24 protein-coding genes and 1 pseudogene are annotated in these 17,819 nt (G+C 34.8%); 6 read left to right on the top strand and 19 right to left on the bottom strand.

Annotation, left to right across the window (positions count from 1 at the left end; translation table 11 throughout):
• The 3 genes from BN2409_RS09340 to BN2409_RS09330 all read right to left on the bottom strand — a co-directional run bounded on the left by BN2409_RS09340 (position 1) and on the right by BN2409_RS09330 (position 3,289).
• Positions 1–1,032 (bottom strand): ABC transporter substrate-binding protein, encoded by a 1,032-nt coding sequence (locus tag BN2409_RS09340; protein ID WP_053956375.1) that lies wholly within the window; start codon positions 1,030–1,032, stop codon positions 1–3.
• A 193-nt stretch (positions 1,033–1,225) separates the two neighbouring features.
• Positions 1,226–2,266 carry a helix-turn-helix domain-containing protein gene (locus BN2409_RS09335; RefSeq protein WP_053956374.1) on the bottom strand — a complete coding sequence of 347 codons (1,041 nt, stop codon included), beginning with the start codon at positions 2,264–2,266 and terminating at the stop codon, positions 1,226–1,228.
• Positions 2,267–2,398: 132 nt separating this feature from the next.
• Positions 2,399–3,289 (bottom strand): LysR substrate-binding domain-containing protein, encoded by an 891-nt coding sequence (locus BN2409_RS09330; protein WP_053956373.1) that lies wholly within the window; start codon positions 3,287–3,289, stop codon positions 2,399–2,401.
• A 123-nt stretch (positions 3,290–3,412) separates the two neighbouring features.
• Here BN2409_RS09330 and BN2409_RS09325 point away from each other — a divergent pair, with 123 nt between their 5' ends.
• Positions 3,413–3,991, top strand: a complete 579-nt coding sequence (locus BN2409_RS09325; protein ID WP_053956372.1) for a chromate transporter — start codon at positions 3,413–3,415, stop codon at positions 3,989–3,991.
• Positions 3,984–4,544, top strand: coding sequence for a chromate transporter (locus BN2409_RS09320; protein WP_053956371.1), 561 nt, complete (start codon positions 3,984–3,986; stop codon positions 4,542–4,544). Before BN2409_RS09325 ends, BN2409_RS09320 begins: the two co-directional genes overlap by 8 nt.
• Positions 4,545–5,006: 462 nt before the next feature.
• Here the strand turns inward: BN2409_RS09320 and BN2409_RS09315 are convergent, their stop codons facing one another.
• The 5 genes from BN2409_RS09315 to BN2409_RS09295 form a co-directional block, all read right to left on the bottom strand.
• Positions 5,007–7,586, bottom strand: coding sequence for an ABC transporter permease (locus tag BN2409_RS09315; RefSeq protein WP_053956370.1), 2,580 nt, complete (start codon positions 7,584–7,586; stop codon positions 5,007–5,009).
• A complete protein-coding gene (locus BN2409_RS09310; RefSeq protein WP_053956369.1) occupies positions 7,583–8,266 on the bottom strand; it encodes an ABC transporter ATP-binding protein in 684 nt (227 codons plus the stop codon). Before BN2409_RS09310 ends, BN2409_RS09315 begins: the two co-directional genes overlap by 4 nt.
• 82 nt (positions 8,267–8,348) lie before the next feature.
• Complete coding sequence (locus BN2409_RS09305; protein WP_330375424.1) at positions 8,349–9,344, bottom strand: sensor histidine kinase; 996 nt, start codon at positions 9,342–9,344, stop codon at positions 8,349–8,351.
• A complete protein-coding gene (locus BN2409_RS09300; RefSeq protein ID WP_053956367.1) occupies positions 9,325–10,011 on the bottom strand; it encodes a response regulator transcription factor in 687 nt (228 codons plus the stop codon). Before BN2409_RS09300 ends, BN2409_RS09305 begins: the two co-directional genes overlap by 20 nt.
• Positions 10,008–10,202 carry a helix-turn-helix domain-containing protein gene (locus tag BN2409_RS09295; protein WP_053956366.1) on the bottom strand — a complete coding sequence of 65 codons (195 nt, stop codon included), beginning with the start codon at positions 10,200–10,202 and terminating at the stop codon, positions 10,008–10,010. Before BN2409_RS09295 ends, BN2409_RS09300 begins: the two co-directional genes overlap by 4 nt.
• A 33-nt stretch (positions 10,203–10,235) precedes the next feature.
• Between BN2409_RS09295 and BN2409_RS17840 the strand changes: the two genes are divergently transcribed.
• Positions 10,236–10,403: a hypothetical protein gene (locus BN2409_RS17840; RefSeq protein WP_199872989.1), complete on the top strand. Its 168-nt coding sequence runs from the start codon at positions 10,236–10,238 to the stop codon at positions 10,401–10,403.
• Positions 10,404–10,758: 355 nt separating this feature from the next.
• Here the strand turns inward: BN2409_RS17840 and BN2409_RS09285 are convergent, their stop codons facing one another.
• Both BN2409_RS09285 and BN2409_RS09280 read right to left on the bottom strand, forming a co-directional pair.
• Complete coding sequence (locus BN2409_RS09285) at positions 10,759–11,376, bottom strand: HutD/Ves family protein (protein WP_053956364.1); 618 nt, start codon at positions 11,374–11,376, stop codon at positions 10,759–10,761.
• A 291-nt stretch (positions 11,377–11,667) separates the two neighbouring features.
• Entirely contained in the window at positions 11,668–11,898 is a 231-nt protein-coding gene (locus BN2409_RS09280; RefSeq protein WP_053956363.1) for a LexA family protein, read from the bottom strand.
• A gap of 219 nt (positions 11,899–12,117) precedes the next feature.
• On the opposite strand from BN2409_RS09280, the gene BN2409_RS17650 reads away from it, so the two are divergent.
• Positions 12,118–12,243 (top strand): hypothetical protein, encoded by a 126-nt coding sequence (locus tag BN2409_RS17650; protein ID WP_278320212.1) that lies wholly within the window; start codon positions 12,118–12,120, stop codon positions 12,241–12,243.
• Positions 12,244–12,387: 144 nt separating this feature from the next.
• Here the strand turns inward: BN2409_RS17650 and BN2409_RS09275 are convergent, their stop codons facing one another.
• The 5 genes from BN2409_RS09275 to BN2409_RS09255 all read right to left on the bottom strand — a co-directional run bounded on the left by BN2409_RS09275 (position 12,388) and on the right by BN2409_RS09255 (position 14,817).
• Positions 12,388–12,612 carry a hypothetical protein gene (locus BN2409_RS09275; RefSeq protein ID WP_053956362.1) on the bottom strand — a complete coding sequence of 75 codons (225 nt, stop codon included), beginning with the start codon at positions 12,610–12,612 and terminating at the stop codon, positions 12,388–12,390.
• 150 nt (positions 12,613–12,762) lie between these two features.
• Positions 12,763–13,176 (bottom strand): RidA family protein, encoded by a 414-nt coding sequence (locus BN2409_RS09270; RefSeq protein ID WP_053956361.1) that lies wholly within the window; start codon positions 13,174–13,176, stop codon positions 12,763–12,765.
• 153 nt (positions 13,177–13,329) lie between these two features.
• Positions 13,330–13,608, bottom strand: coding sequence for a CD3324 family protein (locus BN2409_RS09265; protein ID WP_334291715.1), 279 nt, complete (start codon positions 13,606–13,608; stop codon positions 13,330–13,332).
• 455 nt (positions 13,609–14,063) lie between these two features.
• A complete protein-coding gene (locus BN2409_RS09260) occupies positions 14,064–14,339 on the bottom strand; it encodes a hypothetical protein (protein WP_053956359.1) in 276 nt (91 codons plus the stop codon).
• 127 nt (positions 14,340–14,466) lie between these two features.
• A complete protein-coding gene (locus BN2409_RS09255) occupies positions 14,467–14,817 on the bottom strand; it encodes a phage holin, LLH family (RefSeq protein WP_110943060.1) in 351 nt (116 codons plus the stop codon).
• Between BN2409_RS09255 and BN2409_RS17835 the strand changes: the two genes are divergently transcribed.
• Together BN2409_RS17835 and BN2409_RS17765 are read left to right on the top strand one after the other, a co-directional pair.
• Positions 14,808–14,993: a site-specific integrase gene (locus BN2409_RS17835; RefSeq protein WP_199872988.1), complete on the top strand. Its 186-nt coding sequence runs from the start codon at positions 14,808–14,810 to the stop codon at positions 14,991–14,993. The two genes, BN2409_RS09255 and BN2409_RS17835, sit on opposite strands and share 10 nt — an antisense overlap.
• 105 nt (positions 14,994–15,098) lie before the next feature.
• Positions 15,099–15,317, top strand: a pseudogene (locus BN2409_RS17765) (tyrosine-type recombinase/integrase); the annotation flags it as partial.
• 346 nt (positions 15,318–15,663) lie between these two features.
• Here the strand turns inward: BN2409_RS17765 and BN2409_RS09245 are convergent.
• The 4 genes from BN2409_RS09245 to BN2409_RS09230 form a co-directional block, all read right to left on the bottom strand.
• A complete protein-coding gene (locus BN2409_RS09245; RefSeq protein WP_053956357.1) occupies positions 15,664–16,173 on the bottom strand; it encodes a terminase gpP N-terminus-related DNA-binding protein in 510 nt (169 codons plus the stop codon).
• A 272-nt stretch (positions 16,174–16,445) separates the two neighbouring features.
• Positions 16,446–17,069, bottom strand: a complete 624-nt coding sequence (locus BN2409_RS09240; protein ID WP_053956356.1) for a GyrI-like domain-containing protein — start codon at positions 17,067–17,069, stop codon at positions 16,446–16,448.
• 1 nt (position 17,070) lies between these two features.
• A complete protein-coding gene (locus tag BN2409_RS09235) occupies positions 17,071–17,433 on the bottom strand; it encodes an MmcQ/YjbR family DNA-binding protein (protein ID WP_053956355.1) in 363 nt (120 codons plus the stop codon).
• Position 17,434: 1 nt separating this feature from the next.
• Positions 17,435–17,701, bottom strand: a complete 267-nt coding sequence (locus BN2409_RS09230; protein WP_053956354.1) for a DUF3795 domain-containing protein — start codon at positions 17,699–17,701, stop codon at positions 17,435–17,437.
• Between the last annotated feature and the right edge of the window lie 118 nt (positions 17,702–17,819).

Genomic DNA, 17,819 nt, shown 5'->3' with positions numbered 1-17,819 from the left:
TTATTCCTCCTTAAACAATTCGGGATGAACAAACTCGGCAACATCCTCATATAAATCCGCAAGATCAAGGCTTCCGCGAACGGCATTCGTATAATCAGCCACCATTACATTACCTTTTTGAATAGCAGTAACGTTTTTTAGGCTTGAATTGTCAAGTAATAAATGCTTTGCTACATGGCTATCAGATTTTTGGAATTCGGTGACAATAATTTTATCAGGATTAATGGAAAGGATCGATTCGGCAGACATTTCTACATAAGTATCCTTTGATACTTTTATGTATTCACCGCCTGCGCCTTCTACCATTTCATCAATGACACAGAGGGTAGGACCATAATAGTAGTAAGTATCATTTTGACCACCAGCAAACAGCAAAACCCGTGGCTTATTTGTTGCCTGTGAAACCTTGTCCTGAATAGCTTTAATTCGCATTTTCTGATCCTCTATAAAGGTATCTGTTTTATCACTAATATTTAGTACCGCTCCCAAATTGTTGATGTCGTCAAAAAAGCTTTCAATTGTACGGCCCCTGGTATAGTTAATACCTGAAAGAACAGGAATTCCTCTTTCATTCCAAAATGAAATGTCACCAAGGCGTTCATCGGTGAATGCCGAAGACATAGCAACAATTAAATCCGGTTTTAGAGCGATAATAGATTCCTTAGAAGGCCACATATCTGTGATCAGCGGAAGCTGTCTGACCTTCTCCTCATATTTGGAATAGGAGTTGTCTAGATAGGCCAGTCCTACAATCCTGTCTTTTTCTCCAAAGTGAATCATTAACTCTGCAAAGCCCTGCCCAATTACGACAATTCTCTTTGGCTCCTCATTAACAGTTTGCTGAACTTCGTTTCCTGTATTGTCATAAATAGTAAACCTCAAGGGATAATAACTGTCCTGTTGTAAGATACTAGTCTGGCTAGTCGATACCGGATTAGAAGCTTCATTTTCATTTGTTGACTGTTGCGAGCAAGCCGCCAATGAGGTAAAGCAGATAATTGTCAATAAAATAGATGTTGTTTTTTTAAGCATGTATGCCCTCCTGTATTAAGATTAGTTAGCTTCAACTAACTTATAGTATATTGTACAGCATAAACTCTTATGGACTATATTGCTTACGATGCTGTTTTATGTTGAGAAAAAGGCTATCTTTAAAAAATAAAAAACCACAAGTATAAACCTGTGGTTAAAATACATCGTATTTAGATCATTGTAAGAGTAACACTTATTCTGCATTACGCAGTAAAGAGGATTCCCGATATTTTAATGGGGTAATACCATATTGCTTTTTAAATGCTGCACAGAAATTGCTAGAGCTTGAATAGCCAATTTCATAGGCAATTTCATTAATTGATTTCTCTGTGTTCAACAGCATTAAAGAAGCCTGTTGTAAAGAAAACTTCCTGTGATAGCTGAAAATAGTATCTCCATAAACAAGCTTGAAACCTTTAGTCAGTTTTTTAGGATTAATGACCAACTTTTTAGATAGTGAACGAATGCTTGGTAATTCAAACGGCTGTTCAAGCAAGATTTGGGGAATTTCCTTGATTTTTTGTAATTCATAAGGGGTGAGTGCTGTTAAGTCATATTTTTCATGCTTCATAACTTCGTTCGATGCGATCATTGATAATATTTCCATAACCTTACTTTCGTAAAATAAAGTGCGAGTTTTTTCAGGAAGGCGGCAATTAAATATTTGCAAAAAAGCAGCAGCTATTTCAGGAGGAGTGTTTAAACCTAAATAATACTCCGGGCGAAGTTGATCTTCCAGTTTTTCTATCGTATCATTCCATACACCGACTCCGGCACTTCCAAAATAAGCGGAAAGTACATGCCTGTTGGCTGTTATCGAAACTCCCTGATACTTTTGACCCGCACAACGCTTGATTATACCTTTCATATCCTGTGATAAAGAGAGGGATAAATTATTTGGGCCAAAGCAAGTATCTCCTGCTTTTTCTTCTTCTATATACATACATCCATCTATACAGTATTCAATTTCAAAATAATTGTTGGTTAAATCAAATACCGTTACTATATTCTCAGAAAACACAAAATCATAGATAAGCAGCATAACATTGCCGAGCAAACTATATATTTGTATAGTTCCCTTACCATACTCTGGTTTTATATCATAAACGATGCCCTTGCTCTTATCGTGGTTAGGCAAGAAACGAGCATTCCCAATTTGCTCATGCATAGCTCTATATTGCTCTAGCATAGCATCATACCTATTTCTTGAATTTATATAGAATTTATGCTCCATTTACACGCTCCTTTCTTGTCTTAATACTATCAAAAAACTATATCTGAGCAACCTGTTAGAATAAACTAACTATATTACTTATACTATACTGTACTATTTATTTCTAATCAAATTTAAAATACATATGTTGTTTTATAGTTTCTTCTCTGTTATTTTACTCTTAATTATTTCAATTAATGTTTTAAAACTCTTTGTTTGAAATTTATCTTTATGAAATACAATATGATTTACATTAACTAATTCAAAATCATTTATCTTTATTTCGAAGATTTCACCACTCTCAATTTCTTCTTCTACTAGTATTTTAGGTAACACACTTATTCCTAAATTTTGTTTTACTGCGTAAATAAGAGCTTGTGAATTTATACTTGTCCACTCTGGATTTACTCTTAAATTATGTATTAATAATGCACTATCAAAGACATCACGAATTGCACTGCCTTTTTCTCTAAGTAATAACCTTTCTTGTATTAACTTATTGATATCTATAGGTTCTTCTAAAGCTAATTTATGTTTAGGTGAACATATTATTGCTAATTTATAGGACGAAAATGGAATTTTTATTAATTCTTCATTATAGATAACTCCTTCAATTAGACCCAAGTCAATTTCATTATTATATAACATCTCTTCAATTTTTCCAGCATTTCCAATTATAATTTTTGTCGGAGTATTATTATAAATTGTTTCAAAATCTACTATTGCTTTAGGTAAAATAAAGTTCGCTATAGTTATACTTGATCCAATTTTGATAGTTGCATTGTCTTCTAATTCTTTAACATTTTGTTCTAAATCATCATACAAATCTAACAACTTTATTACCTTTGTTAAGAATAACTTGCCTATTTCATTTAAATAAATTCTTCTTGAAATTCTATCAAATAAATACACACCTAAATGATTTTCTAATTCACTAATTGCACTAGAAACTGCTGGTTGGGTTATGTATAATTTTTCTGCTGCTTTTGTAATACTTTCTTCCTCACATACCTTTTTAAAAATACGGAGATGTCTTATTTTCATATCTAACTCCTTGTTCATAACAATTTAGTTATGTATTATATAAAACTATACTATTATACTTATGTTAAATCAAGGTGTATAATGAACGATGTTGAAGATTAATCTATTGGAGGTACTACTATTATGAAGATTAAAAAATTCAAACTATACTTTTCACTCTTTAGAGTCACATTTTATATCAATACTTTTACTTTTGGAGGGGGATATATAGTTATTCCTATGATGCGTAAATATTTTGTTAATGACCTAAAATTAATTAGTGAGCAGGAACTATTAGAGATGGCTGCTATCGCACAATCCACTCCAGGTGCTATTGCAGTTAATATTGCTGTATTAGTAGGTTATCGCATTTCTGGAATTGCAGGTGCAATTATTAGTTGTATTGGAACAATCTTGCCTCCCTTGCTAATATTATCAATTATATCCTTTTTTTATAAAGCTTTTAGATATAGTAGGGTTATTTCTGCAATCTTAAAGGGTATGGAAGCAGGAGTTGCTGCTACAATTGTAGATTTCGTAATCGATATGGGACAAGGAATTTTAAAAGAAAAAAATTTGCTATTAACATCAATGACTCCTATTGCATTTTTAGCTAGTTTTATTTTTAATATCAATGTGTTAGTTATTATTATTTCCTGCTCTATTCTATGTTTTGTCCAAACTTATATAAAAAGCAGACAAGGGAAAATCCAAGATGAATAAAACTATTATTGCATTATTTATTAGCTTTTTACAGATTGGCTCATTCAGTATTGGTGGTGGATATACTATTATACCGTTAATACAAAAACAGGTGGTAAATTATCACAACTGGCTTACGCTCCAAGAATATACAGACATTATTACAATCTCCCAAATGACACCTGGACCTTTAGTTGTCAATACTGCTTCTTTTGTAGGAATACGTATCGCTGGTATACCTGGAGCTATAGTGGCTACCTTAGGAAGTATTATATCTGGATTTATTATTTCTATATTTTTATACAAATTTTTTAAAAAACATAAGAATATAGATAGCATTTCTAACATATTAAAAGGATTACGTTCTAGTTCTATGGGGCTTATTGCATCTGCTGCATCTACTATTATTTTGATTACGTTTCTTGGAACTTCACCATTTAATGTTAAAGATATTAGCATAAATATTACCGCTATAATTGTATTTTTAATTTCTCTATTTTTATTGAGAAAGTATAAATTAAATCCCATATTTGTTATGATTATAACTGGTGTGATAGGTCTGTTTTTTTATTAATAACACACACTAAATAGGCCTACCAAGATTTCTCTTAAACTATCGACCGTGAGAGCATAAACACACAGATGGGACGACATGAAAGTCGTCCCCTATAATTACATTTCAACCTATTTCTTCTCTATCCTCACAACTGCCTCAGCATGTGTCGGAACTACTATAGAAATGCAAAGATTGAACCTCGGTCTTATCAAAGGTATCTTCAAGCCGCATATCAACCAGTTTGCTTTTCTTTCCTTCGATTGATTCAATCTCTTTATCTAGTTTGAAAAGCTGCTTATTTACGATGCTTTTTCAAAGACTTCCTCACTGATCATCGGCTCATAATGTTCATGAATGTAAAACTGATCTTCACTATCTGTACTAACCCTGCAATATGCCGCCACTCTCTGCCGTTCAAGAATTTTTCCCATTACCTGAGACGTTTTTTCACGAGTAAAAAAAGAAAATATCGGTTTTGAATTAAGTCATGTCATCTCGAAGCGCGTCAATAATATTTTCTTTTTTTATCTTGCTAATGGCGTACAGCATTGTAATGAACACCACAAAGAGCACGCTGAACACACTAATTCCGATACTGTCCCACGGGAATATAAAACCAATGTCCGCCCCGCCGACGACCATCCCTTTGTAAATCAGCCAGGAAGAGATTACCGCTATGGGAAGCCCAAAGAGCAACGCCCTCATACCATAAAAGGCACACTCGAAATTCATCATCTTTTGGAAATCGCGGTCAGACATCCCCACAGAGCGGAGCATGGCAAGCTCTCGCCTGCGCAACTTGATATTCGTGGAAATGGTGTTGAACACATTGGCAATCGCAATCAGCGAAATCATAATGATAAAAGTATAAGCGAACACGTTGATAATAAATATATAATTGTTGTTCTCATCAAGCATTTTGTGCGTGTTGTACATGGTATATGTGGATTTAATTCCTGCACCTTTAATCATCGCTTCCATTTTAGCCACCGATTGCGATGGAGTCTTTGAGCGAAAAGTCAAGCCCTTAATAGCCACATGGGTATCGGGGGTTTCAAACTTCTCTTTGATCGAATAGGGAGCCATCACCCTAAAAATGAACGGATTATTCGACTCGGACTTTTCTAGGATCGGGAGTGTATCAGGCGGTACGATATTGACAAACTTAATGCTTACATTTCGCCCCTGTTCCATCTTAAGCTTGCCATTTGTTTCGGGAGCAATGGTAAAATCCATGGAAGAACTTTTGAACATATCAATAAACTTGTCAACCTCCTGATTAGCTTCCATGTGGTTTGTTATTTTGGCAACGGCGATCATTTTCGCATTTTGCCCAGTATATTCCTCTGCGGGCAAGCCCAAGCCTTTGATAATATTCAGATAGGTGCTGTCATCAAGAAACTGAAGGTCCATTGGCAGATTATCCTTTTTATCCGTCGAATGTAAACCTACGTATTTCCGATAAGCGTCTGAAAGATCGCTTGCTTCGACAGCGCATGAATACTTCATAAGTGCTTGATACGAGCTTTCATAAACACCATCGGCAGTTTTTAGTTTGTCGTAAAGCTGCAACATTTTGCTATCCTCCATGTCCTGCGTGGCCAAACCGATATCATAGGTAGTAAATACTACTGCCCTCTCCGACAACTGTTTCAAATTCGTTACAAAAGCACTGGTTGATATAAACAACACTACGCTTAAAACAAGTGATAGCACAATGCTGCGATAACGTTTCTTATTTCTTTTAAAATTCTTTAGTGCAAGGGTTCCCTCCAAACCATAAATACGTTGCGCCAGTTTTGACGTTTTCACAGCTTTGGATTCAACTTTGACCTCGTTTGTCTGGCGAATACTCTCCATAACGGGAGTGCTTGCGGCCTTTCGAGCCGGTATATAGGCCGAAATCAAAATCGTAACCATGCTGACCGCCGCCGCACCGACAATCACGGGAATGGACACCGTCAAGGTTAAAGGTACGTTGCTGTACATAACGTTCCCAAAATTCTTGGCCACAACAGAAATCACAAGCCTGATACTGCCTATGCCGACAATAACGCCAATAGGTATGCCGACCGCACCTATACAAAGTCCCTCAAACAGCACCGAATTTCGCAGTTGCTTTGCTGTGGCTCCCACCGACGAGAGAATCCCGAACTGGTGTGTACGTTCATTCAGCGATATGTTGAATGAATTATAAATCAGAAAAATTGAGCCTATCATAATCAAGGCAACCAAAATGCCACCAACCGAGTACAGAAACGTGTTGAAGATCTTATCCTCCGAAAGACCCATGAATCGCAACACATTATCGTTAAAAACATAGCTATGACTTCCGGATGTGCTGCTTACGTAAGCATGAACTTGTCGCGGATTTTTAAGCGTGACAAATAAGTTTAAGCTGTCCGCTTTGTCTTGTTCATCTGCTTTCGTTATCAAGGTACATCCCGGCGCAGAAGATTCTTCAAAACCGGGTAAATAGCAGATACCGACAACCGTGTAGGTTTTCTTGGCTTTTGGCACAAGAGTCTCTTTCCCTGAAATGTAAGGGTCGTGTTGACCAAGATTCTTGTTGCCATTTATGCGGCTTCCGACAGCAAGTGAAAGCGTGTCACCCACCGCGAATTTAACGCCGCCTTTTACTTGAACGTTCATCGAAACAAGAATCTCCTCACTATTTTTCGGCAATCTGCCTGAAACCAGATTTATAGGCAAGGTATTAAAGGCTTCCTTGCTAAATCCGGCTATAAAAAGATACGGCTTGTTAGGGTTTTTCCCTCCGTCAAGTTTAGCGTAGCCGATATTTTCAAATGTTGCGGTGTTTGCAACTCTATCGTCATGGGTTCGCTCTTGTACAAAAGAGGAATCAACGTTCAAAAACTGGACGTGCCAACCGCCGTATTTCTGGGCCGCACCGTTTGCCAAATAGTTCAGCAAGGAAACACCAAAGGTAGCCACTCCCGTAATCATGGCTGCGGATAGGATAACTCCGATAATTGTTACAATTGTTCGTGTACGGCTTTTTTTCATGCCTTGCAGTGTAACTTTGTTGAAAATATTCATGGTCTCACCCTCTCGTCTCGCACTACTTTTCCGTCGGATATGCCGATAATGCGGTCTGCTTGTAGTGCGATATTTTCGTCATGTGTGACGATGATAAGGGTCTGCCCATATTGTTTATTGCTTAATTTCAGCAATTTGATAATCTCATGTCCATTCCGGCTATCCAAACTGCCTGTGGGTTCGTCGGCAAGCATGACCGCCGGGGCGTTCATCAAAGCGCGTCCTATAGAAACACGCTGTTGCTGACCGCCCGAAAGCTGATTGGGTAAATGCGTTCTTCGGTCTTTTAGCCCCAGCAGTTCCAACAAGTCATTCAGTCGTTCCTTGTTAACCTTCCGTTTGTCCATCAGTATAGGCAAGGTCATGTTTTCCACCACATTCAGAGTGGGAATGAGGTTGTGAAACTGGTAAATAAGCCCGACCTGCCTCCTGCGGAAGATGGCGAGTTTTTCATTGCTTTGGGCATATACATCCTGCCCATTCAAATACACTTTTCCGCTTGTGGGCACATCCACACCGCCGATGATGTGAAGCAATGTGGATTTGCCGGAGCCGGAGGAACCGATGATTGCGGTAAACTCCCCTTTTTCAATTGTAAGCGAAACATGGTCGAGGGCGGTAACTTGGTTTTCTCCCTTTCCGTATACCTTACATAGATTTTCAATTTTTAAAAATTCCATTATGTAAGTCTCCTTTCTTATAGTTTACCCATATTATAGAACCTTCAACTTACATCTCTGTGACTTTCCGATGAGAGATTCGTCACTTTGGGAAACGAATGGCAAATATCGCGCCACCCTGCAGGTGATTTTGGGCGGTAATCGTCCCACCCTGCCGTGTTATAATCATCTTGCAAAGAGCCAATCCGATCCCATATCCTGTCGCATCTGCGTTTTTCCCACGATAGAACCTGTCAAACAAGCAAGGTAAATCTTCTTTTTCAAAGCCCGCGCCGCTGTCGTGGATGGCAATCTCGGTAAACAATGGGTTGTCCGTGCAAACAATCTCAATCTTCCCGTTATTGCCTGCGCTTTCTATGCAATTTTTGAGGATGTTTTGAATTGCTTCCGAAAGCCAACCAGAATCGCCCTGAATGATTATCCCTTTCGACACGTCTATTTGTAAAACAATATTGTGCAGCTCTATTGGGATCAAAAATGGGTGAAGCGCAGCGCTTATCAAAGTATTCACATCTATCTGCTTGCTTTGGAACACCACAATGCCCGCGTCCAGGCGGGATAATTTCAACAGGGAAGTAAGCAGCCAATCCATCTGTACAAACAATTCCTTTGTTTCCCGTATCAATGCTTTCCGTTCATTTTCATCAGAGTTATTCTCTAACAATGACAGAATAAGGCTCACGGATGTAAGAGGGGTGCGGAGTTGGTGAGCTATGTCAGCCAGCGAATCGGCAAGATGTTCTTTTTCTTTTTTCAGTGCATCGTTTTGCTCCCGAATACGTAGTGTCATTTTTGTTATCTCACTTTGCAAAATAGAAAGTTCTCCCTCTTCCGATTCACCAATATACAGATGGTCAGCGTTATGAAGTACAAGATCGATTTGATCTGAAATCTGCGCAATACTTTTATATCGAGCTTTGGTAAACGCAAAAAACACTGTTCCAAAGGCGACAGCAGAAGCAATAGCAAGGATTCCAGCTGCCGTATTAATTGCAAATCCCAGAGTTACAGTGGTGGCAACTATTAAGGAGAACAAAATTGCAAGCTGACAAAGCTCTCTATTCCGAAGCATATCCATGCCCCAATCTATATCCTGTCCCGCGAACGGTCAGAATTATTTGCGGGCTTGCTGGGTTGTTTTCTATCTTCTCCCGCAAGCGTTTGATGTACACGGTCAATGTATTGTCATTGACAAACTCGCCCGCCGCTTCCCACAATTCGTCAAGTAGCCTGCCCCTCGTGATAATACTTTTGGGGTTGCTAATAAACACCAGCAACAAGCGGTATTCTAATGCTGAAAGAAAAACCTCATTGCCGTTTTTTTTCACAACGCCGCTTGCCGTATCGACATGAAGCCCGCAGATTTCAAAAGCCGATGGAGAACGTCCACTTTTTCGCAGGGCGGTTCTGATTCGTGCGATTAATTCACGCGGACGAAAAGGCTTGGTGATATAGTCATCCGCGCCCATGTTCAGCCCGGTAACAACACTTGCTTCATCACCAGAAGCTGTCAAAAAAATGACAGGAATATCTTGCGTTTCTTTGATTTCCGTGCAAACCGTAAAGCCATTTCCATCAGGCAAAGAAATATCAATCAATGCCACGTCAAATTTATTCCCGGCAAGTGCGGCAAGGGCTTCACTCCGCGTAGGGGCGTGAGTGACTGTAAATCCCTCTGAGCGGAGCAAAAGCACAAGGTTTCTCGCGATTGCCTTATCGTCCTCAACCAAAAATATCCGTTTCATTTATTTTCACCATCCTTTACTTTACTGCTCCTGTATCGTCTGTCAGGCGGTTTTTCAGCGTCAATCGGAACAAGCCATGTATTTCCCATTTTTTTAGCTCCCTTAATCCGTCCAGCAGAGCAATGGTACACTACCATTCTGTCTGTAATTCCCCAATTTTTCGCTGCTTCTTTTGTCGTTATATAATCCACGCATAACACCTCCATCATTTTATTATATTTCTTTTGACAGAAATATACAAGCTGAGGTATAAAACAACGCAGGGCAGACAACTTGAAAGCCTACTTGTCAATATAAGCGATAAGGAATTGCGAATAGTCACCGGCATGGAACATGCGGTTATTTCCCTAGGTTCTATAATAAATGTTGGGGTAAAAAACTCCAACATTTAATTTTTTGCAAAAAAATAAAGCACTTATCGAAAATGCCTGCTAAAATATAGTTGCTCAGACCAAATTAAAGGAGGCGTTCAATAAGTGCATTCTAATTTTATCAATAAATTACTAAATTTAAAAGGGGTAAAAGCAAATAAAATTTCTCATGGAGATTCTTTTGTAAAAATCTATATAAAGACTAACCCACGTGAACATACCTATCCTATTTGTGGAGATAAGACTTCTAAATTTGCCAAAACGCTGATCTTGTTTTTGAGCAGCTCTCACTTTTGTTCATTACTTTATTTTTTCCTGTTTTGTTCCTGGCATAATATTGATTCTGCTTATTTCAATACTATCCATATAAATAGTATTAATAGGATATACTAGCTCTAATCAAATCAGCCTTTCTATTTTCTTCATTATATATTTTAAAATTCAGGTCACTAAAATCGTCTTTAGGTGTTATCAAAACAATATCGCCTTCATACAAAGTAATCATATCATCAGCCGAAATCTTTATTTTTATTTGTCCATTGACACAATATATAGCTTGAACGTTTTGTGAAAATTCCTTCTTATTATCAAAAGAAATGATATTAGATTGTTCTTTCTCCAGATGTATAGCCTCTAATTCACCTTCACAACTTTCATTCATCATCAAATTAAAATCTATCACTTTTCCAAAACTTTTTGTTTTCCAGCTCCCACTAAAGCGATCTTGATTAAATGATTTTAAAATACTTCTATGATGACCTTCATGCTCTAATATCAGCTCTCCTTCAATAATCATAATAATCCTATTAATATTAGGAAGTGATGTGAAAACAGATTCTTCTACCTCCACCTTTGCTGAGCTTAAGCGCCATTTAAAATTGCGTTCACTATATATGGCATCCTTTGGAAAAATTGCAAGTTGAGTTGTAGTCCCACCTGACCATTTTGAAACTTCAAGCTGATCTCTTCTGATTAATTCAATTTCATATGACATGTTATCAACCTCATTCATTTAAGTTTAGTTATTATAACCTATTTGTTTTACTATTTTCAATATATCTACTTCTTATATATCCTTACAACTGCCTCAACATGCCCTGTTTATTGATATTGTAGACTATTCTATATTTAATTATATATTTTTATACTCTATAGCAATATAGAAATGTGTAAATATCAGAAACATAAGCTTTGTTTATATATTATCATATTTTTTTGTAAAATAATAAATAATATGGATGGGTGGAAAATAGGTGGCAAAAATCAATATTTCCACCCGTTTCCTCTACCCTCTTATTTCACTTAGTCCTGTATCTGTTATTTTGATTGATCGAAATATAGTACCCCCCTTGGTTATAAACCCTTGACTCTCTAGCTCATTTAAGTAACTATCTACTGTACCTTTTGATTTTAAACCTAATAGATCACAGAGATTTCTAACAGATGGACTAATTCCATTTGCATTAATGTAATAATAGATTGCTTTTAATACTTCATTCTGTCTTTTAGTTAACATACCCATTCCCCTTTTGTAAAAATTTTTGACTATTATATTATATCAAAACGCAAATTGGTTTTAAGATGCAAAAAAAGTGGCGTTTGTTATTACTTTATGTATTCTTTAAATCTTTTTACTTTTAGTTTATATGCTTATGTAACATATTTCCTTTAAGGTACATAATCTATATTGAGAAAATAGTAATTTACATCTTTAAAAAAGGGAGGGGGTTTTTTCATGGCTGATGCACAATGTGGTGGTATTGGTGGAATCTTTGGAGGAGGTTGCGACAGTAGTTTGCTTTTCTTCTTCTTGTTGTTAGTATTAATATTCTGTAACTGTGGTGGGTATAGTCGTTACTAACTCTTAGAAAAAATTTGGATTTTTCTAATTTTTATACATGATTGTATTTTTTATTGCTATTTCCTTTATTTCATGATGGTATCAATAAAGATTTTGCGTCCTCTATTATAGAACACAGGTGGTAGTATTCCATCTGTGTCTTTTCTATTCTTTACCTTCTAATAACTCTCTAATATTAATTTTAATAGGGTACTCTATAAAATCTTTATCCATAGGTTTGAAAATTTCTTTAGGATTAAAACCTTTCTCCCTAAGAATATCAATAAGATTTTTTAAAGCTTTCACTCCCATATTCCTAGATAAATATATATCCTCTATAGTAAATTCCTGCAAATCTTTTGCTTGTTCTATATGGAGTTTGTTGTACAAAAAAGAAATTTCGCACTAACCACACGGTTTTTGCATAAAAAATACCACACAATTCATTTCTGAATAATACGGTATTTTAAATAATTATTTATTTTTATCGTTGATACATCTAATAAGAATGGTGCGAATCAGTTCAACTCTATACTTCAATCATTTTGTATTGTTTTCTACTGCTGCTACCGCTTCAATTTCCACCAATTGATTTGTATATCCTAATACTGTAACTCCAAATAAAATGCTTGGAACATCATGATTATCAAACTTTTTTCTTATTGTTTCCCATGCAGTTACCAAATCTGACTGATCGTGAGATGCTACAAGGACTCTGGTATATACTACGTCTTCCAAAGTAGCCCCACAGTCTTTCAGTGCTTCCTTCAAATTTTCTACACAAAGTTTTGCCTGAAGCTCATAATCACTCAAGCTAGGTACTTCTCCGTTTTTATCAATAGGACATGCCCCTGCCAAAAATAATAAGTCCATTCCTGAAGGTATACGTCCAGCATAAGCATAATCTACTGGAGCTAAATTTGTAGAATGAATTAATGATATTTTTTTATTCACTTCGATTCTCTCCTTTTGTTATAATATCTACGAGATGAATTTTATCTTCAATATCATTTTAAAACTTCTACATTTTTTAAGAAAGATAATAATCATTTCTATATCATTTTTTACACAAAAGCTACCACACATTACAAGAGTGGTAGCCTTAACCTACTTATCTTTTTTATATACAATTTTCTTAATACTACTATCTGAAAGAAAGAATTCTTCAGCTAGACTGCTAATTGATTGTCCACCTATATATTGGTTCAGAATCTTTGCATTTCTGGCTTTTAGATAATCTCGAATTTTAGATTTTTCACCCCATCTTTTTCTCTTTTCAGTAGGGGTAGGAATGTATACATATTCACCGTGGATATACTTTTGAATTTCTTTAACTAAATCATCTGGTAATATTCTATCAATTCTTACATATTTCAAAAAGCTCACTTCCTTAAATTTATTATTTAATTAAGGAAACAAAGCCTGTATATGTATGAATTTATTTATCAAAAGCGACTAAATATCTATCCCTGTGCAAATTATCGCCCAAATCATACCTACAGACTTTGCACAGGGCATTTTAATCATTTTTCTATCCATGAGATTAATATTCATGATATCACACTCCCTATTTGTATTAAATCAACTATATTCTTTATTAAGAATATAGGCAATTCATTACTAACCTGACTTATCACACAAGAAGATTATACCATATTTCTTGCATTGTAGAATAATGTTTCCATTTTCAATACAGTATTATTCAGCTTTCAAAGAACATTATTCGTATTTTAAATCTTAATAATTACGTCGCATAATAATCAGATTGTGCAAAACTAACATTTAGTATGTTTTTGATTCTAATTCTCTTTGATTTTACTATATAAACACAACCACGGAAATTACATTCTCCAATCAGGACCGAATAAACCTCCAAACCGTACCCATCCTTCTTTTTTTATGCCATCAACTTCATATTCTATTCTATAAATCATTCGCCCTTTACCCACAATCGTAAATGGGCCAATCCCTGAAAAAAAACCACGTTTTTCATAGTTAATTAAACGTCCTCCAATAGAATCAATCTTATTTGCAATACTATCTTTATGACTTTCAATTCTTGCAAAATATATTACTACACCAATTATTACAACAAAAACTAAACCTAAACCTTCCATACTGATTTCTCCTATATAATATATTTTTTATTCATATTATATCATATCTGTTTTTAAAAGATATATTTCTATCCATCCACCTACGCTAACTTAAGTTTCTGTCCGAAAAATAAAAAAACAGGAGCATTTAAGCCCCTGCATCTATTTTAATATCTTTATTCAATTCTAAAACTGCTGCTTCTATTAATGGATCTAATTGCTCTATACTAATTTTAATACCTTGTGTTTCTAGAAAATTAATTACATATTGCTTTTTCTGCTGCCCTCGGTTCTTTTCTTGGAAGATTTGTTCTGCTGCATTTACTGCAATTTTTACCCAAAATTTAATATTTTCTTGTTGCTCTGCTGTAGTTTTTGATTTGATGTAAGGAATAATCATATATGTAATTATTGCTCCTATTAAAGCGATTACTGCTGTTCCTATCTTTACGATAGTATGTGCCCTTACAAATCGCTTTTCATACTGATATGAGAGCATCTGAGGTATGTGGTTTAACGTGGGATTGTGTAGACTTAGAAAAAAATACTATTACTGTAGAAAAAATTATAATAAAAAAAGAAAGAGAATGGGTCTTTGATACTCCAAAAACTCCATCCTCAAATAGAAAAATATTAATAGGTAATACATTAATAATGTATACTAAAAAAACATAGAAAGTGGCAAATAGAAAACAAATTAAAATACGGTAAATACTATACTAATAATAATTTCGTATGCACCAAAGAAAATGGTGATCTAGTCACTACAAATATTTAAGTCGCATAGTCAATTACGAACTAGGCATAAGATTTAATTTTCATTCCCTTAGGCATACTCATGCTACTATGCTTTTGGAAGCAGGAGCAAATATAAAAGATATCCAAGAGCGACTTGGACACTCTCAATTATCAACAACCATGGACACGTATTCACACGTAACTAGCAACATGAAAAACGATAGTGTAAATATATTTGAAAATATCCTTTCCACCGAGTAAATTTTTAGGTGGAAGAATGGTGGAAAACATAAAATTTCCTATTGATAAAACGTTTATAATTGAGTTATTTCAATGATAATTTTACAACACATTCAACATGTGTATAGACAAACCGTAAATACAAATACTCATAACTTTAAAAAAGACCCCTGGGTCTATTTCGCATGAAGTGAGAGCCCCTTTTTAAAAGATATGCATTAGGTTATCACCATAGCTGTAAACTGCCATTTATCAAGACTTTTAGTTAAACTATTGTACATTTTGATACAATTTTTGCCTTCATATGCTTACTCGCCAATAAACCCTTATGCGTTTTAAAATTTTTTATACCCCCACAAAAACTTCTCTATTCTTCTAAATTAGAAAGCAATAACTCCTTCAACCATTTTGGTATATGTTCGACTTTTTCTCTTTTTAAAATCTTTTCAACAATTTGAGCTGCATCTTCTTTTCTCCAGAACCTATCCCTTACATAGCACTCATGACTACAGTATTTACGATTTTTATTACCTAATGACTTATACTCTTTTCCACAATACTCACATTGAAAAATATAAATTTTGCGATTAGTTTTTTCCCACTCACTTTTACATTTTGTTCCACAAAATTTTTTCCTGCGACCTCTATTATTTTGTTCTAGCTTTGCACCACAGTGTAAGCAAAAATCATAAACAAATTCATCTACCATTGATTGTTGATGGATTGAATTAGCCTCTGAAGCATAACCATCTAATCCATTTCTTTTGCAATAACCCCTAACTGAATCTCTCGATATACCAACAGCATTTGATATTTTCTTATAACCCCATCCTTTACAACGCAACAATCTTATTTGTTTCTTTTGATCCTCTGTCATTTTTATATCACTCCTTGGCAAATAGTAATCTAGTAATTACTCTAAATTAGCTATTTGTCAAGGAATTATTTATAAGATAATATTCAACTGCGTTATCATAAAATGGTAAATACAATAGTTAATAGAAAGATTTCCAAGTATCTGATAGTTTAAATCCATTATATTTTAAATACTTAGAATGTAAAATGAAAGGAACTCTCCTTTTGGAATACAGTACAACTAACCCTACTTTTCCTTTAAATTTTCCTGATACCCACGAACAATCAATAACCCTAAACTTCTTTTACCATATATCGCAATACTGTTTTCAGCTTATCTTTTTCCACTTTTCTTGCATCATTAAGATAAATCTCTCTATGAATCATTGATTTTATTTCAAGGTTACTCTTATCGATAAATTCTTTCATCTTTGCAAATATTTCTGGTTCATCATTATAAGAACCCTTGTGTAGCATTTGAACACTTAATCCATCTTCTATATCATCAAATACAATCTCATCTAAAAGCGGATGTGGTTTTTTCTTACGAACAATTTCAAATGCCTTTTCTACTACATCTTCATTAACAAAATCAGGCTGCCTAATCATAATAGTATACAATAGCTCATCCTTACTGAAAGCTTTTAGCTTCCTTCCTTCTTCTGTTAAATCCCACAAACCTTCTAGTGGATATACTGTATATTCAAAATATCCATCTGGTGTGAACCCTTTTTTAGGCATCATTCTAACAGCATATGCCATAGTATACAATACACCTATTCGTTCTACAAAATCTTCATTGTTAGGATTTCCTTTTCCTTTTATCATAAAGAATTTATGTCTTGGAACTTGAATTAATGTAGGAACTTCTTTAGGTAAATATACTTGCTTTTCACTTTTTCTCCATTCATATTTCATATTAACTCTCCTCAATTTCCTTTTGAATTTTTTTAGTTAAACCTTTAAATACCAATTGGTATGATTGTTTTGTAATATCCTTCATAAGATCATCAGGTACAGCTCCTTCTAAATTAATAGAATTCCAATGTATTTTATTCATATAATATCCAGGTTTAATATCTTGGAATTGAGTTCTTAAAAAATCACCATCTGCAGGATTTAGTTTTATAGTAATTATAGAATCTTTACCTGATTCATCTTTACATATAGCTGCAAACATTTTATTTCCTATCAAGTATCTAGTCCACTGCCATTCTTCTTTAAAATCTTTTGTAACACCTTTCATAGCTAATAAATATTCATCTAACCATAAGTAATTCATATTATTTTGCTCCTTTACACCAACATTTACATTGCTTTATTCTGGCACCATCATCTCCTTGTTCCTCATCATAAGAAAATTGTTTTAATATATGGCATGGAAAACTATTACAAAGTCCGCAATTTGCAATACCTTTATCCTCACAACATGACTTTACAGTACAACTGTTACCCCAAAATGGCTTTTCAATATTAATGCATCCTGTGCAATTTATTTTTTCTTTATACTCACATACACTGCATTTTATTCCACATCTCGATTCTATCATTATAATAATCTCCTTTTCTTTTTATATAGTATAGCAAAAGAAACACGACAACTGTATGTCATGTTTCTAATATATTCTTTTAATATTTTCTATTATTTTTATAAATTCTTCTTTAATT

It is taken from the genome of Inediibacterium massiliense (genome assembly GCF_001282725.1).
GTDB classification, from domain to species: Bacteria; Bacillota; Clostridia; order Peptostreptococcales; family Thermotaleaceae; genus Anaerophilus; species Anaerophilus massiliensis.
Note: the sequence above shows the minus strand (reverse complement) of the source record. Positions and strands in the feature narration are given on the sequence as shown.